Consider the following 16,320-nt stretch of genomic DNA (forward strand, 5'->3'; position numbering starts at 1 on the left):
CCTCTCTTGACGGTCATAAAACCTGGGGAGACTTCCCCTGATCAAGCAGCCGCATTATTCACTTGGCACCGGAAAAGGAAAAGTCTCAGGTTTTATTTCTCAGCCGTATGGTCTAGTTTATTTCACTTGTGTTTCTGCTTGTGCTTGCGCATCTTTCAGTACATCGTCGATTGCCTTGCCGCCTAGGTAGTTCTGCATTTCTACGACAAGAATGTCTTCAACCGCATATGTGTGCATGCCGTAGTTCACGTTAGGAATTTGTTCTGTCCATTTCGCGAAATCTTCGATTACTTTTTGGCCGCCGAAGAACTCATCAGCTTGCTTGTAAGCATCGCCTGCTGCCGCAGCTTTAAGCGTACCAATTGCACCGATTTCAGTAACAAGCTTCTGGTATAGATCAACATCGGAACCGAAAGTTTGCTTCAAGAATTCAGCTGCTGCTTCTTTGCCGTCAACGTTCATAACGTACCACGAGCTGCCGCCAAGGTTGGAAGCATGAACAGAGCCCGCTGTAGTCGTCAATTTAGGGAATGGAACAACTGCCCATTTGCCTGATTGTGAAGCTTCTGCTTTAACGGATGCTGTGATCCAGTTTCCTGTCGGAATGGAAGCAACCTCGCCGCTGTTGAATGCACCAACAAATTGGCTCCAGTCGGAATTCGCTTTGACAATATCGGCATCCATCATTGCTTTGTATGTTTCGAATGCTTCTTTAAGGGCTGCGTTGTCTGCAAGATTAGGTGTAGTACCGTCTTCTTTCAAGTACCATGATCCAGCAGATTGTATCATCATGCGGATAAGTCCAAGATCGTTGGGATCTTGTGTAAGCAAAGATTTGCCTGTTTTTTCTTTCACTGCTTTGCCGATTTCGATGAATTTTTTCCAATCAATATCTTGCAGGTCAGCGACTTTGTAGCCCGCTTGCTCCAAGTAGTCAGTTCTTACATATAAGCCGGCTACGCCAGAGTCGAACGGAACACCGTATTGTTTGCCGTCGAGGCTTGTAGGTCCGATTTTGTAATCAGCGAAATCATCTGCTTTGATAAATTCCGACAGATCAAAGAATGCCTCAGGGTAAGCTTGCAAGAAGCTTTGCGCACGGTAATCCTCAATCAATACGATTGTCGGCAAGCTTTTTGTCGTACCAGCGTTCAAGCCCGCATTCAGCTTTTGAATGATATCGGCTTGTGCGTTTTCCACGATGTTGACCTTAAGGTCAGGGTTTTTAGCTTTATAAGCTTCGCTTGCACGTTCCATTGCGCCAATGTTGAACGCTTTATCCCATGCCCATACTGTAATCTCTTTCGTGCCTTCAGCAGCATTGCCGCCGTTGTTTGGTGCATTGTTTTCCTTACTTGAGCATGCTGTCAGCAATACGAAGCTGGCAAGCACTACCGCGAGTAGTTTTTTCAATTCCTTTCAACCCCTTTAACTAAACTGATATTTCTCTTAAGCAATTACTGGCTAACGGTTATCAGTATAACAATTCATTAAATTGACTCGTTAGCAAAATATTTGTGTGGATTTGTCATTCTATTGTTACCTTCCCATTCGTTATTATGTAATTAAAAATAAATTTGCATTTTGGTATTATTTTTAGGTTTTATGCAGCGGCAGCTTAATTTTCACCCTCGTGCCCTCACCGATATTGCTGACAATTTCTACACCATACTCCTCGCCGTACAGAAGGCTGATTCTGTCGTGCACATTGCGAATGCCGATTCCGGAGAAGAAATGACTCGTACTGATTGCGCTGTGATCGGGATTTTCGTGATCATAACCTTCCATGCCGACGCCATTATCAACAACCTCGCATACAAGCGTTTCATCTTCGCGTGAGAAAAGCACGTAAATATGGCCATCCTTTCGCTCCTGAAAAGCATGGAAAAAAGCATTCTCGATAAATGGCTGTATGATGAGCTTGGGAATATGGTATCCATAGCAATCATCCGCTATGAAATAATTGACGGCAATCTGATCGCCGTATCGCACATGATTGATAAATACATAGTTTTTTAAATTGACCAGCTCTTGAGCAACGCTGATCGTCTCGCTAATATTGCCCACCGTATTTTGCAGCAGCGAGATTAACGAATTGATCGTAGCTGCTGCTTTTTCCTTGTTGCCCTGCTGCACCAGTATTTTGACAGACGCAAGCGTGTTGTATAAGAAATGCGGATTAATCTGCATCTGCAAGGCTGATAATTCGGCGTTGCGTTGGTCCTTCTGCGTTTGAATGAGCTTGCGCACATATTCGTTCAGCTCATCAAGCATATAATTATAGGCTTTGCCTAACTCCTTGATTTCATAGCTGCCCGATACGGTAATGTAATTATCGAAGTTATTTTCAGCGATTCTCGGCATTTGCCTAGCAAGCAGCGTTAAGGATTTCGTCAGACGTCTCGAAATTAGAAATACAATGATGAGTGCAACGAGAACGATGCCAACACAAATAAGCGCGACGGTCTTGAAATCGACCATCTCGCTAAGCACCTCTTTTTTATTGATTAAATTGACCAGGTAAAAATCATAGACAGGCAAATATTCGGACAGCACCAAGCTGTTTTCCCCAAGCACGTTAACGTCCTTGAATGTTAGCCCTTTTTGTTCCATTTCTTGCGCGTGCGATAGCAAATCCAGATTTTCTTTGCCGATAAGCTCTTGACGGTTGCTTGATACAATAATACCCGACTGATCTAGGATGGCTACATCGTTGCCGCCGCTGGTGAAGCTTGCATAGAATCGCTTGAAGTCGCTTTCTTTTATCGCAAAATATAAAATGCCGTATTGATTGCCGCTCGTTCGCTCCATAAGCGCCCTTGATGCAACGATAACCGGGTCTTTGTCCAATCCGCTAATGTTTTCTTTATCCAGCTGATACAGCAATCGTTTTGGCTCAACGAGCGTATTGACCGTCAACATGCTGTTTCTCAGCTTTTCCAGCGAATTCGGCCAGTAAGTACTATCATTCGAATGGCTTTTTCGATTGACGCCGGTAATGGTCATCATGACGGGATAAGCCGCAACGTTGGACTGAATCCGCTCCATTTGCTGACTGGCTTGGTAATAGCTTTTCAAAGAGGTAGTCGAGTTCAAATCCGGATTTGTGAGAAAACCCTTGATTGTCCCATTCTGCTGCACATTGTTCGACGCTGTTACAATGGAATAGTTAAAGGATTCGAAATTGGCTTTTATTTGGCTGATAATCTTTGAATTCGTGATGCTAAAGGTGTTCATGAACAGCTTCTCTGACATTTGAATCGTTACTAGCGAGGTTAACAATGCGACAGTAATGATGCTGACAAGCGTAACCATGAACAATTTGATAAAAAGACCGTGATACTTGAACCTATCCAAAAAACCTCTCATCGCCTAATCCCTCTTCTTAGCTGCGTATTGTTTTCTGTAATGGCTAGGTGACAGTCCCGTTACCTTCTTGAACACTTTCGTGAAATAACTATGATCGGAGTACCCAACCAAGCTGCTGATCTCCGAAATGGAAGCCGTAACGTCCTCTAGAAGCTCTGCAGCCTTCTCAACTCTAATCTTGTTCAAATATTCGCTAAAGCCCTCCTTATTATGCGAGGTGAAATAGCTTGATAAATAAGACGGATTGAAATGAAAATGCTTGGCCAGCTCCGTCAGGCTTAGCGGATCCGCATAATGCTCGCGAATAAACAGAAGCAGCTGTGTCATATTCGAATTGCTGCCAGTGACGCTCCTTTTTTCAATCACATCATTCGCTTCAGCGATAAACGAATGAAGGAGCGCTATAGCGCTGCTCGCATGTCCGGCTTCACCGATCTGCTTGAAATACGAATATTTCGATTCCTCCAGCTTCTTCATGTCGGAATCCAAGCGGCTAAGCAGAATGGTAATATTAAAAATAACGTTGCCAACGAAGGATTTAAATTCAAATACATCCGTTTGGTAGTTTGCTGCCAAACGATTCACATGCTCAAGCAGTTCGCCAAAAGCTGTGTCGAATTGCCTTCGGTTCATCAGCTCGGTGAATTGATTCATATTAAAAGGCTGTAATTCATTCGTGATAGACGGCAGCTCATCGTAAATGATCAAATGCTGTGAGAGGGGCAGGAAAAACTGATAAAGGTTTATTCTAATAAATTGCTCTTTATAGTTCGAACCAAGCTCCTTTACATGCAGGAATGGTTCGCTAATCGTCCATACGCGTGCGGGGTAATGCGCTCTTGAATACTCCGCCAGCCGCCTTCCCACACTAGTTAAACCATCCTTATCTGTATGATTCATATTGACGAGGAGCACGAGCATATCCGGTTCAGCCGGCAGCTTCGCATGCACCGCGTCAGGCAAATATTCATCGAGCGCTGATAAGATGCGCTCCATCCATTGCAGCTCCTCTCCCCTCTCGCTGCCCTTTGAACCTGCTTGCTTCAAATCTGTACCGATTAATTGAAAGATGTCATGCGGGAAAGATTGATTAATCCGATTTTCGTCAAGCTCAATCTCATATCCTGACATCAGCTTATCAAGTATCCACGGAATCGTCTGACCGCCTTCAACTTCTCCTTCTTCAAGCTTCAAAGACGGAATCTTGCGCGCCGTTCGCTTCACAATATCCAAGAGCTGAAAGGCTTCCAGCTTTGGCTTTAAAATATAATCGGCAACACCGCTTTGAAACGTTGATCTCACGTAATCAAACTCCCCGAAGCTGCTCAATATGATAACCTCGATTTGCGGAAATCTTGATTTGATCGCACGGGTCAACTCCTCGCCGCCCATAACGGGCATAACAATATCCGTAATGACAATATGGGGCTCCTCACGCTCAATCAGCTCAAGCGCCTCTTTTCCGTTAGAAGCCTCGCCTATAATTTGAAAGCCCTCTTGCTCCCAATTCAATAGATGCTTAATGCCTTGTCTGACCAATAATTCGTCGTCTACAATTAACACGCGACATGCTAGCGCCATCGTTAAACCTCCGCAATTGAAAATATATATTCCCATGCCTCTAAGGCGATTTATTCATAATAGCTTCTGAAGACGATTTATTCATAATAGCTTCTGAAGACGATATCTTGGTCATAATTTCCAAAGCCTTTTCCATATAGCGTAAGTCCGCCTCTGCCTTGTGAAGTATCGTCGGCGCTTATTCGAAGGGTCCAATGCGACCCGTCCCAAGGCAGCTCCATAATCGTTATATCGGATATTTGCATGCCGTCAATGAAGCTCCCTTGTTTGTTTATGCGAAGCACCTTCATTAAACCATATTGATTCACATCGCTATGCCACCAGGCTGGCGAGAAGCGTCCTCTCATTTTGCCAAAATCACCAGGACTTGTCCAAGTGCCAAGCGAAACCCCATTGATTATGAATTGGATATCCGATGGCCAATTGTCATTTATATAAGGCGCTTCGGAGCCAATTTCGAGCGAGATTTCAATTTCCTGTACGGCTTGGTCCTTAAATAAATAATTAGGCACTTTATATTCAACAAAACCTCGGGTGAACCATAGTATACCTGCATGGACACGCTCTGGGTCAAGAAAGTAGGCAGGATTGTCATAATGCCCAATCATTTTTTCGGTTGTGGCAAGCCCGCATGTCGGTGCTGCCTCAATATTCGTATAATGCCCTACCGGCAAAGATACTTCAGAAAATTTCCTTTCGATTGGCACCGTGCGGGACAACTTGATTTGTAGAAACTCTGTAGAAAGGGAACAGTACTTGTAGGTTCCCCCATTGATTCTTCGCATGCGATAGCTGACAAGGCCAGCCTTCTGCAGCTTGCTTACATGCGTGCTTACGATCGCGCTGCTCAAATAGAGCTCGGAAGCAAGCTCCTTAATATGCATCTCTTTCGTGTTCAAGCGATCGATGATTTGCAATCTTACCTCGCTTGCCAGTGCTTCATACACCTCGAGTGAGGCTGCATCCGTGGATAAATACATGTTTCACCTGCTTTAGAATTAGTTATTTCATTAATCCTTCGATTATAGAACCTGCGCATATTGATTGTATTTACTCATTATGATAAATATTATATATAAAATCAACAACATTGAATTCGTTTATTAATTAATTCAATATGGGAGGTTATTCATATGACTATCAAATCAACCATGCTTATCGACAAAAACTTTACGGTGTCCGAGGTGGACCCAAGGCTTTACGGCTCGTTTATTGAACATCTAGGCAGAGCCGTATATGGCGGCATCTATGAGCCGGGTCACCCCACTGCAGATAGCAACGGCTTTCGACTGGATGCGCTCGAAGCCATTCGTGCGTTGAACGTTCCCATCATTCGATATCCAGGCGGAAACTTTGTATCCGGCTATAACTGGGAGGATGGCGTTGGACCAAAGTCGGAGCGCAAACGTCTGCTCGAGCTCGCTTGGTGGACAACCGAAACGAATGAAGTCGGCACGAACGAGTTCGCCGATTGGGCGAGGCTTGCTGGAACCGAGGTCATGATGGCTGTCAATCTGGGTACGCGCGGTATTGATGCAGCTCGTAACCTGGTAGAGTATTGCAATCATCCCTCTGGCTCCTACTACAGCGACCTGCGGATTTCGCACGGTTATAAAGATCCTCACAAATTCAAAACCTGGTGTCTGGGCAATGAAATGGACGGGCCTTGGCAAATCGGAGCGAAGACAGCTGTCGAATATGGCAGGCTTGCGAATGAAACAGCCAAAGCAATGCGCTGGGTAGATCCATCCATTGAGCTTGTAGCTTGCGGCAGCTCATCCAGCGGAATGAGCACCTTCGCAGATTGGGAAGCAACCGTTCTCGACCTTACCTATGATCAAGTCGATTTCCTGTCGCTGCATACTTACTATAATAACAATGAAGGCGATAGCGCTAACTTTTTGGCGAAATCACTGGATATGGATCAATTCATATACGATGTGACGGCGATTTGCGATTACATCAAGGCCAAAAAACGGAGCAAAAAGAAGCTTATGCTCTCGCTTGACGAGTGGAATGTATGGAAGTCGATCGGAACAAGCCGAGCTGAGGAACTGTGGCAGGTTGCTCCTCCTGAATTCGAGGATGTCTATACACTTGAAGACGCGCTTGCCGTGGGATGCTTCGCCATTACATTATTGAAGCACGCGGATCGCGTGAAAATGGCATGCCTTGCGCAACTAATTAATGTAATTGCCCCAATCATGACCGAAAACGGCGGGCCTGTATGGCTGCAGACGACTTATTATCCTTACATGCATGCTTCCGTTCACGGCAGAGGCACTGTGCTGCAGCCCATCATCTCTTCACCGAAGTACGATTCCAAGGATTTCACTGACGTGCCTTATCTAGAGGCGATCAGCGTCCATAATGAAGAAAAGAACGAAGTGACGATTTTTGCGGTCAACCGTCATTTGACGGAAGGACTTGCCCTGGACGTGGACTTGCGCAGCTTCGGTGAAGTCAGCATCATCGAGCATATCGTGCTCGAGCATGATGATTTGAAAGCGAGCAATACGAAAGCGGCTCCTGCCAATGTCGTTCCCCATAACAATGGCAATGCCAAAGCTGAGCAAGGCAATGTTACGGCTGTGCTGGGCAAAGCATCTTGGAATGTGATCCGGCTGCAGGTGCATGCATCCCGTTAGGATACTACAAATATTACAAATACTACAAATGGAAAGGGATGTTCCATACGTCAATCTTTTGACAATGGAATATCCCCCTTTATTATTTAGGTTAAACAGCCAACTGTACATTTAAATATTCTTGCGATCGCCATTGCTCAGGGATTCCTTTGAATCAACGAGTAAAGGTTGGAATCCCCTCACAAAAACGAACGCTAACGTCATTTGACCATGGAATATTCCCTTTATTATTTAGGTTAAACAGCAAACTGCAATTTTAAATATTCTTCCGATCGCCATTGCTCAGGGATTCCTTTGAATCAACGAGGAAAGGTTGGAATCCCCTCACAAAAACGACCGCTAACGCTTCTCCAGAATCATTTAAATGCTTCGTTAACCATTAACCTGTTCATTACTTACTCAAACAAAGAAACCTGGCCTTATTAGCATGGAAGTGTGTCCAACCATCAACAAAGGATAAGCTGATTAAATATAGACATTTTCCTCAGATTCCTGCTTCGAGGCTTACACAAAGTTAGCCTTGAGGTCGGGTAGCTTTCGCTTGCTTACCATTTGCTGAAGAAAGCAGCAAGATACCAAGTCAAAAAAACGGCGCAGGGATTGCCCTCTGCACCGTTTTTTCATGGGGTTTTCTTCTTATATTTAATCGTACAAGCTGTTTCGTCAACGAGCGAATCCCTTTTGAGTCAGGTCCTTAACGGTTTCTGCTCTCTGTGCTCTCTGTGCTCTCTGTGCTCACTGTGCTCTTTCTGTTCTTTCAGCTTCTTCAGTTCTTCCAGCTCTTTCGGCTTATTCTTGTTTATTTTCTTTTTCTGCTTTTTCTGCTCTCTCTGCTTTTTCATTTCTTACAATAATTACTATTATCGCATCTAATCATGCGATCACTATGACTGCTAAAGCTTAACAATACTCACCCTCAGAAGATCGACTGATTGCCCTTCAGCACGCAGCAACAACCGTTGTACACCTTCCGTTTGGACAGCTGCTTGCATCTGAATAATCTGCCAATCGCATGCAGCAAGCTGAGCAGAGCCTATGAAGTTGCCGTTTAGTGCAATCGACAGCCTTGCGCCATGATCGCCGCGAGCCTCAAACTCCAATCGAAACAACGCAGGTGGAACCGGACTCGCTTCTGGCACCGACCATTCATATTCGGCCCAATCGGAAGCAGCTAGCCTAACATAGAGCAGCTCATCCGGCTGCCACGACTCACCCTTCATATGCTGGAAATTCGGCTCGGATCTTTCGCTGTCTACGAAGCGGATATCAGTCCCATCCATATGGCGGAAGCCCGTCTTGCTCTCCACTCGTTCGTTCATCCCGAAGCTTACTCCCTCGCCTTTGTAGCCATAGAATATAGCCGGGATGCTGACTGGCGCTCTACGGAACAATGCATCAACCACCGCTGAATGATACGTACAGTGCTCGATAGCCAGATTATCCAAATAGGACCATAAAATTCGTTCAGCACACTGTGCTTCCAGCTTACCGCCCTGCATGTAGTCGATAATCAGCTGCCAATCATCCGGCAAATTCACCGAGCATGGTGAATTGGTACAATCCAGCTTCTTCCACGTCCAAAAATTCCATGAGATCTCATGATCCTCGTATAAGCGAAACGCACCCGTAAACCAATCGCAGTTGTTCTCGCCGCCTTCACCCATATAGATAGGCACGTCAAGCTCTCTTCGCTTGTCCAAATAGGGCTGTATGCTCTCCGTATCGGGGTTGTTCCAATACTTGTGAAATTGCAACATAAGATTAGAATCGAACCGCTCTTCAAAAATGGACCAATCTGTCGCCCAGTGCGCGCCTTCCAGAATGATCATATGACGCTCATCGACCTCTCGAATAGCCTGAACGATATCCCGGTAAAGCGGCATGATTCGACCGTTGTATTCCGCGAACCAATTCGGAAGCGGCTCGTTTAACAGATCGAAGCCCGCCACAATCCATTCATCCTTATACCGCTCGGCAAGCAGCCTCCACAATTGAATCGTCAAGTGCCTATTCTGCTCATTTAAGAATAGTTCAGGCAGGTCATTCGCCGAATCATCAATATTCGTTCCCGTTTGTCCGCCAGGCGCTCCATGCATATCCAGTATGGCATACAGCGAATGCTTCCGGCACCAGCCGATAGCACGGTCAAGCAGCTCCAAGCGGCCTGGCTTCAGCTGGAGTTCTTCGCCCTCCTCGATCAGAAATCTCGCATTGATTGGGATTCGTACAGAATTAAACCCCTCGGCGCCTATCTGTGCCATATCTGCTTCCGAGATGTATCGATCGTAATAAAGCTCCCAGAATTCAGCCGCTTTCCGGCTGCCTATCAACTCTTCTATCACTCCCTCGATGCGTCTAGGCCGGTCACCTGCATCGGGAAACCTCCACATATACCCCTCAGGCAGCAGCCAGCTCCCTAATCCAACGCCGCGCAGCACTATTTCCATGCCGTCCCCGTTGACGACTTTTTGACCGGACGCTCTCAGAAATCCGCTCACTTCTTGATTCTTCTTCAACCAAGCCCACCCTTTCTGCGTTAACCTTTAATCGCACCCTCCGCTATGCCGCTCAATATATACTTCTGGAGCACCAAATAGACTGCCATAATCGGCAGCATGGTTAGAACCAAAGAAGCTAAGATCGCTGACCAATCATTATTGTACTCGCCGAACAGCATATTCGTAGAAATCAGCAAGGTATAATAGTCCGAGTTCGTCAGCATCAGCAGCGGAAGCAGGAAGTCATTCCACATCCACAGCGCATTTAGAATCGCAACCGTTGCCGTGATAGGCAGCAGCAATGGGAAAATAATCGTGGCGTACAGCCTCAGCTCTCCGCAGCCATCCATGACAGCCGCTTCATCCAGATCCCTGGGAATCGATTTGACGAAGCCATGGTACAGGAAAATCGCAAGCGCTACGCCAAGTCCGATGTAGATGAAGCCGAGTCCATAAGTCGTGCCTTGCACCTTAAGCTCCTTGGCGATCTTCACAAGCGTAATGAGAATCGAATGAAACGGAATCAGGGAGGATAATACAAACAGACTGAATAGAAAACGACTGAGCTTGCCAGGCGTTCGCGACATTTTGTAACCTGCCATGGAGGCGAATACGATAATGCCGGTAACGCCGATCAACGTCACGACCACTGTATTCACGAAGCTGCGCAAGAAATCAATTTTCTCGTAAGCATCCGCATAGTTGGCGAAGGTGACGGATGACGGCCATGCAAGCACCTGATTCAGCATTTCACCATCCGATTTCAACGAATTCAAGACGGCCATATAAATCGGGAATAACGTAATGACGGCCGCTGCTAGAAGGAAGAGAAAGATAAAAGCATGGCCGGCGCCGCTTCCCATCGATGAACGGATCACCCTGCGCTGAGCCTTCATGCTTCCACCTCCCGCTTCTTCATGACCCACAGCTGAATAATGGTCAGAATCAATACAATGACGAATAAAATGATGGCTTTGGCGCTCGCATAGCCATATCTCTGGTTGAAGCGGAATGCTTCATCGACAATGTTGAGGGCAATGACCTGAGTAGATCTGCCCGGGCCGCCGCCTGTAAGCGCAAATACGGCGTCGAACACTTTAAACGAGGAGCTCAGTGTCAGAAAAATGCCTATCGTAATCGCCGGATAGATCATGGGCAGCGTAACGTAGCGGAAGGCTTGCAGGCTGCTCGCCCCGTCAATGGCAGCCGCCTCGCGCAGCGAAGCAGGAACGCCTTGGAGCGCGGCTATATAAATAACCATCTGATAACCAACACCACCCCATAGCGATAAAATAATAATCGCATAGAAGGAGTACGCGGGGTCGCCAATCCAAGATTGATCCAGCTGCTGTATACCCGTTTGTTCAGCAAGTATCGGAAGCACCTTCGTGAATATAAACACCCACATAAAACCGCCAATAATGAGACTTAGCATGTTAGGCATGAAAAAAACAGTCCGGAACAGCACCTTGCTCCGCTTTCTTGATTCGATGAATACCGCTAGCGTTAATGCGATCGCATTCTGCAGGATTACCATAAAGATCACGTACTTGAACGTGAAACCTACTGACTTTATGAAGCTCGGATCATTCGTCAGCGCTTCGGCATAATTGGCGAATCCCACCATCTCGTAGGTGGGATTCAATCCGTTCCAATTCGTCAAGCTGTACCACACGCCGCCGAAAGCCGGAGCAATTGTGAATACCGCATAGAACAGCAGAGCCGGAAGCACGAAAGCTAGAAGAATGATCGTTTGTTTGTTTTTCCTGATTGTACTCATCCTCGTCACTCCAATCGGTCCGCGGCCTTCATTATTGCGCGCTTTTGATCGCGGTAGCCCATGCTTTGTCCATGCTGCTAATAAACTGCTCCTTGTTCACTTCTTTGGCAAAATAGCTTTGCAGCAGCTTCGCTTGCTCATCCGTTACTCCGTTAGGCAGCTTTAAATCTTGATAGGCTTTGCCTTTGGCTACGTATTCCGACGCTTCGTTAACCCAAGGGAAAACTTCATATTGGTGCACACTGGATACTGGATTGAATTTCAATTCTTGGAACAACGCGGACGAATCTTTTGCATCATAGAAATAGTTCAGCAGATCAAGCGCGACTTCTTTGTTTTTGCTCGTTTTGGATACGGCCAGTGTGGTAGAGGTGGACAAATTGATCATTGTTCCCGCAGCATTATTGCTGACTGGCAGCGGGGCAACGCCAAATTCCATATCAGGATTGACCTTTAGAATCGTTTCTGCGTTCCATGGCCCCTGCACCCACATCGCTGCTTTTCCATTCGCGAACTCGGTTGAACCTGCTTCGTTGCCGACTTCAAATGGCTTGGCCGTACCGTTCTCCATAATAAGGTCAATAATGTTGAAAATATCCGATACGTCCGCATAAGACGCTTCGCCTTTGTTCATCTTCTCAATCCAATCCTGATGCTCTGACGATACGAGTCCGCCCAAGGTCAATGCCGTCATCAGCTGCGGCACCCAAGACTCCTGAAAAGCGAGCAGGAAGGGCTTTTTATCGGCTTCGTTCAGCTTCATTACGACTTCCTTCATCTCATCAAGCGTTTGCGGAGGCGTCAAACCAAGCTCATTAAATATTTCTTTGTTGTACAGATAGCCCCATGACAAGCTCTCAAGCGGAAGCGCCATGATACGCCCCTCATTCATGACTGTGTTCTTCACCGTTTCATACAAAGTCTCGGTAGCTGGCTGACCGGTTAAATCCTCTAAATAACCCGCTTTGTCATACGTGTTCAGATCATTGGCATGAACGTCGAATATATCGGGCGCATCGTTCGATGCTAACCTTGCCTGCAGCACTTGCTTCGCCTGATCAGGATTCGGCATCTCCAGATCAATGGTGACGTCTATATTTTTCTCCGCCAGCTCCTTCGCCTTAAACTGCTCGAAATACTTCTCGAATTGATCCTTGAATCTCGGAGAACCGATCTGTACCTTCAATTCAACCTTCTGTGCAGCTTCTCCGCTATTGCCGTCGTCCGTTTCCTCCGAACCGCATGCCGAAAGCGACATCGCGAGAATAGCGGTTGCCAATCCCAGAACCAGCTTTTTCTTCATTCTCAAATCCCCCTAATTGATTCGGTTAATTGCTTCTTCAGTATAGGCAGGCGAGAGGATTGAAGCATTACAGCCGATTAGCAGCTTTTATTGCATAATATTGATTGCGCTTTATTCCGGTTTGCTGTTCCTAACCTCGCCCGGTGTCATGCCGAAATGCTTTTTGAAGACCCGGTGGAAATACGGAAGCTCCGTATATCCGCTAAGCAGCGCCGCTTCTTTAATCGAGACATGCGGCAGCAGCAAGAGATTCCTTGCATGATCCATCCGTTTGCCAATGATATAATCGGTAATCGTTTCATCTCGTGCAGCTTTAAAGGATCTGCTTAGATGTTCTTTGCTGACATAAAATTGCTGGGCAACGCTTTCAAGCGAGATCGGGTCCAAAAAATGTTTGTCCAAATAGGCTTTCACCTCTCCGATTAGGAGATTTCCTCTCTTTTTCAAAGTCGCTTCGATTCGTTCAATAGCCGTGCTGTATATGAATCCGATGACTTCTATCCGATCGCTGAGGTTCGTAGGCAGCCGCATAGAATCAGGGCTTACAATCTGTTCACCCAAGTTGTATTCCCCTAAAAACTGCTCCAGCAAGGCTGCATAGTCTTCATAGAGTCGCTCAAGCTGCTTGTGACTAAGCCCCTCGTGAAATGTTTCTGCTAACAACTGTTCCAATTTCCCGAGGTTCTGCAGTACTGCCGGCTTGTTCAGCTCAAACAACGCTGCTAGAGTCCGCTGCTTCAGCGATAGATAGCGATCCGACAGCGCCTTGCTTGGAAACGGCAAAGGAATGGTACGTGCCTGTTCATCTGTACCAGATGCTGCTTCCAGTTCAGCAGCGCATTTGCGCAGCGCGGCAATCAGCTCATCCGGATCGACAGGTTTGAGCAAATATTCGGCAGCCCGTGAGCGAATAGCTTGCTTCATATAAGCAAAATCATCATAGCCGCTCATCACGATAATTTTCACCTGAGGGAATTGCTCGTTCATTTGCTGCAGCAGCTCCACTCCGTCAACACCAGGCATTCTCATATCCGTTACAACGATGTGCGGAGCAAGCTCCTCAATAGACCGCAGCCCCGATTTGCCATCCTCAGCCTCGCCTACAACCGTCATATTCATAACGTCCCATTGACCTAGAGCCTTTATTACCTCCCGCGACCAAGGCTCGTCATCAATAATAAGCACTTTATGCATGAGCATGCTCCCTCCTTTGCACAGGCAGCTTGATCGCAATGATCGTTCCTTCATGAAGGCGGCTGAACATGCGCAGGTTCGCGCCTTCACCATAATGCAGCCTCAGCCTTGCGTTGACATTCATCAGACCAATGCCCTTGCGGCTCCTAGGTTTCCCTATGAATTCCTCTCGAGGCTCCTCCCTCATGGCAATACTTTCGCGGAGTCTTTCTCTAAGCAATCCTAGTCGCACCTTATCCATGCCTACTCCATTATCCTTAATCATAATCATGCAAGCATCCGGCTTTACTTTAACGCGGATATGAATTTCCCAGTTTCCCTCCTTAGGCTGAAGCCCATGCTCAAACGCATTTTCCACTATGGGCTGCAGAGTAAACCTCGGCAGCTGTATGCCTGCCACTGCACCTTCATATTCCATGCTGACGGTGCAGCGCCCTGCGAAGCGCTGCTCTTGAATGAACAAGTAATTGCGTATATGCTTCAGCTCATCATCCAGTGCCGCAGCATCGTTCCCGGAGCTTATGGCGTAACGGAGCAAGTCGCCTATGACATTCGTCAGCTTGTATATTTCGGGCGCTCCCTTTACAAGCGCCATGCCGCCAATGAGATTCAACGTATTATTCAGGAAATGGGGATTAATCTGGGCTTGAAGCGCCATGAGCTGCGCATTCTTCACTTCGATCTCTTTGCGGTATTCATTATCAATAAGCTCCTTCATCCGCTGCATCATGGAATTGTAGCCTCGTTCAAGCAGCCCGATTTCATCGATGCTTTGTACAGAAGTCAGCTCGAACTGCTGGATGTGCGCCATTCGCATCGTTCTAGCCAAACGAACGATAGGCCTGGTGATTCGAAGCGAAACCATGACCGACAGTATGATGGAAACCAATGCGAACAGCAAACCTGTAACGATGCCCGCCCGAACCGTATTGTTAGCGCTCTCAGTAATGGCCGTGATAGGCAGCGCTTTGATTAAGATAAGCTCTCCGTCGTCCACTTGTTTGATAAAGATATAATGGCTATCCGTCTTTTGAATCTCCAACTCCTTATTCTGCCTTCCTCCCAGGCCAATCAGCTCCGTAAAGGATGGCATGCCGTGCAGCGGAGCTGCTCCTGAGAGCTGTTCCCCTTCGTCATTGACCAGGAAAACCGAGCTATTCGTTTCTGATTGAAGAATGGCTCCGACACTCTTCCATACCTCCTCATTGATCCGGACTGACAGCCCTCCAAGCAACTGGCGATCTGAGAATCGGTTCATGCTGTGGAATGCATATATGCCATTGCCAGATTCCTTGAAGTACATATTGATTGGCGTGCTCAGCATCCTGCTCCAGCTACCCGTCCGAATATCAAGTGAATAGCTAAGGCCGCTGCTCTCATTATTGACGGAATACACCTTCTGACTCTCGTGCGAATAAAGTGCCAGCTCGTCGATTTTTTTGGAATTGGCGTAATAAGCCTTGATTAATGTGTCCTGCATGTATTTCTGCGTGCGGAATTGTTCGGAACCGGTTTGTCCGTCCAAATCACTCACGCCATCGAGCAGCGGTTGATTGACTTGCAGGGAATAAAATAATACACCAATCTGCCGAATGACCTCATCCAAATATTGATCCGCAGACAGCATTCGTGAACGGTTAGCCTCAAGCATCTCTTTCTCCACCGAGCTTCGGGTATTGTTCATCGCGATCCACGTGACCGTCAGCACCGGCAGCGTCGTCAAGCATATCATCAACACCATAAGCCTATAACGTATGCTGGCTCGCTTCATTTTCTATTCCCCCTTGCTGCAAGCTGTACGCATGTCTTACCTCTATAAGTGTACCAAATCAACGCCTGCTTTCATTGTCTTTTATTAGCGATCGGCATTGCACTTTATTGATATACACTGTTGATCCCCTCTAATGGTCTTCACTCGCCATATGTCTCGCAAGGCTCTAGCACAAG

At 46.7% G+C, this 16,320-nt stretch carries 11 protein-coding genes; 1 reads left to right on the forward strand and 10 read right to left on the reverse strand.

What is annotated here, in order from left to right:
• Window positions 1-117: 117 nt before the first annotated feature.
• From FHS16_RS15635 to FHS16_RS15650, 4 genes are all read right to left on the reverse strand, one after another.
• Window positions 118-1,413 carry an ABC transporter substrate-binding protein gene (locus FHS16_RS15635; RefSeq protein WP_183564097.1) on the reverse strand — a complete coding sequence of 432 codons (1,296 nt, stop codon included), beginning with the start codon at window positions 1,411-1,413 and terminating at the stop codon, window positions 118-120.
• 183 nt (window positions 1,414-1,596) lie between these two features.
• Window positions 1,597-3,369 carry a sensor histidine kinase gene (locus FHS16_RS15640; RefSeq protein WP_183564100.1) on the reverse strand — a complete coding sequence of 591 codons (1,773 nt, stop codon included), beginning with the start codon at window positions 3,367-3,369 and terminating at the stop codon, window positions 1,597-1,599.
• 3 nt (window positions 3,370-3,372) lie between these two features.
• Window positions 3,373-4,950 (reverse strand): response regulator transcription factor, encoded by a 1,578-nt coding sequence (locus tag FHS16_RS15645; RefSeq protein WP_183564103.1) that lies wholly within the window; start codon window positions 4,948-4,950, stop codon window positions 3,373-3,375.
• A gap of 77 nt (window positions 4,951-5,027) precedes the next feature.
• Window positions 5,028-5,930: an ArsR/SmtB family transcription factor gene (locus FHS16_RS15650; RefSeq protein WP_183564106.1), complete on the reverse strand. Its 903-nt coding sequence runs from the start codon at window positions 5,928-5,930 to the stop codon at window positions 5,028-5,030.
• A gap of 153 nt (window positions 5,931-6,083) precedes the next feature.
• On the opposite strand from FHS16_RS15650, the gene arfA reads away from it, so the two are divergent.
• Window positions 6,084-7,598 (forward strand): arabinosylfuranosidase ArfA, encoded by a 1,515-nt coding sequence (gene arfA / locus FHS16_RS15655; RefSeq protein ID WP_183564110.1) that lies wholly within the window; start codon window positions 6,084-6,086, stop codon window positions 7,596-7,598.
• A gap of 893 nt (window positions 7,599-8,491) precedes the next feature.
• Here the strand turns inward: arfA and FHS16_RS15660 are convergent.
• From FHS16_RS15660 to FHS16_RS15685, 6 genes are all read right to left on the reverse strand, one after another.
• Window positions 8,492-10,114, reverse strand: a complete 1,623-nt coding sequence (locus tag FHS16_RS15660) for a cellulase family glycosylhydrolase (protein ID WP_312890929.1) — start codon at window positions 10,112-10,114, stop codon at window positions 8,492-8,494.
• A 20-nt stretch (window positions 10,115-10,134) separates the two neighbouring features.
• Entirely contained in the window at window positions 10,135-10,992 is an 858-nt protein-coding gene (locus FHS16_RS15665) for a carbohydrate ABC transporter permease (RefSeq protein ID WP_246431766.1), read from the reverse strand.
• On the reverse strand, window positions 10,989-11,876 hold the full coding sequence (locus FHS16_RS15670) for a carbohydrate ABC transporter permease (RefSeq protein ID WP_183564113.1): 888 nt from the start codon (window positions 11,874-11,876) through the stop codon (window positions 10,989-10,991). The genes FHS16_RS15665 and FHS16_RS15670 overlap by 4 nt, the downstream gene beginning before the upstream one ends.
• 31 nt (window positions 11,877-11,907) lie before the next feature.
• Complete coding sequence (locus FHS16_RS15675; protein ID WP_183564116.1) at window positions 11,908-13,179, reverse strand: ABC transporter substrate-binding protein; 1,272 nt, start codon at window positions 13,177-13,179, stop codon at window positions 11,908-11,910.
• A 111-nt stretch (window positions 13,180-13,290) separates the two neighbouring features.
• Complete coding sequence (locus FHS16_RS15680) at window positions 13,291-14,373, reverse strand: response regulator (RefSeq protein WP_183564120.1); 1,083 nt, start codon at window positions 14,371-14,373, stop codon at window positions 13,291-13,293.
• Window positions 14,366-16,144: a sensor histidine kinase gene (locus FHS16_RS15685; RefSeq protein ID WP_183564123.1), complete on the reverse strand. Its 1,779-nt coding sequence runs from the start codon at window positions 16,142-16,144 to the stop codon at window positions 14,366-14,368. The genes FHS16_RS15680 and FHS16_RS15685 overlap by 8 nt, the downstream gene beginning before the upstream one ends.
• Window positions 16,145-16,320: the final 176 nt, after the last annotated feature.

It is taken from the genome of Paenibacillus endophyticus, from assembly GCF_014192395.1.
Lineage (GTDB): Bacteria > Bacillota > Bacilli > Paenibacillales > Paenibacillaceae > Pristimantibacillus > Pristimantibacillus endophyticus.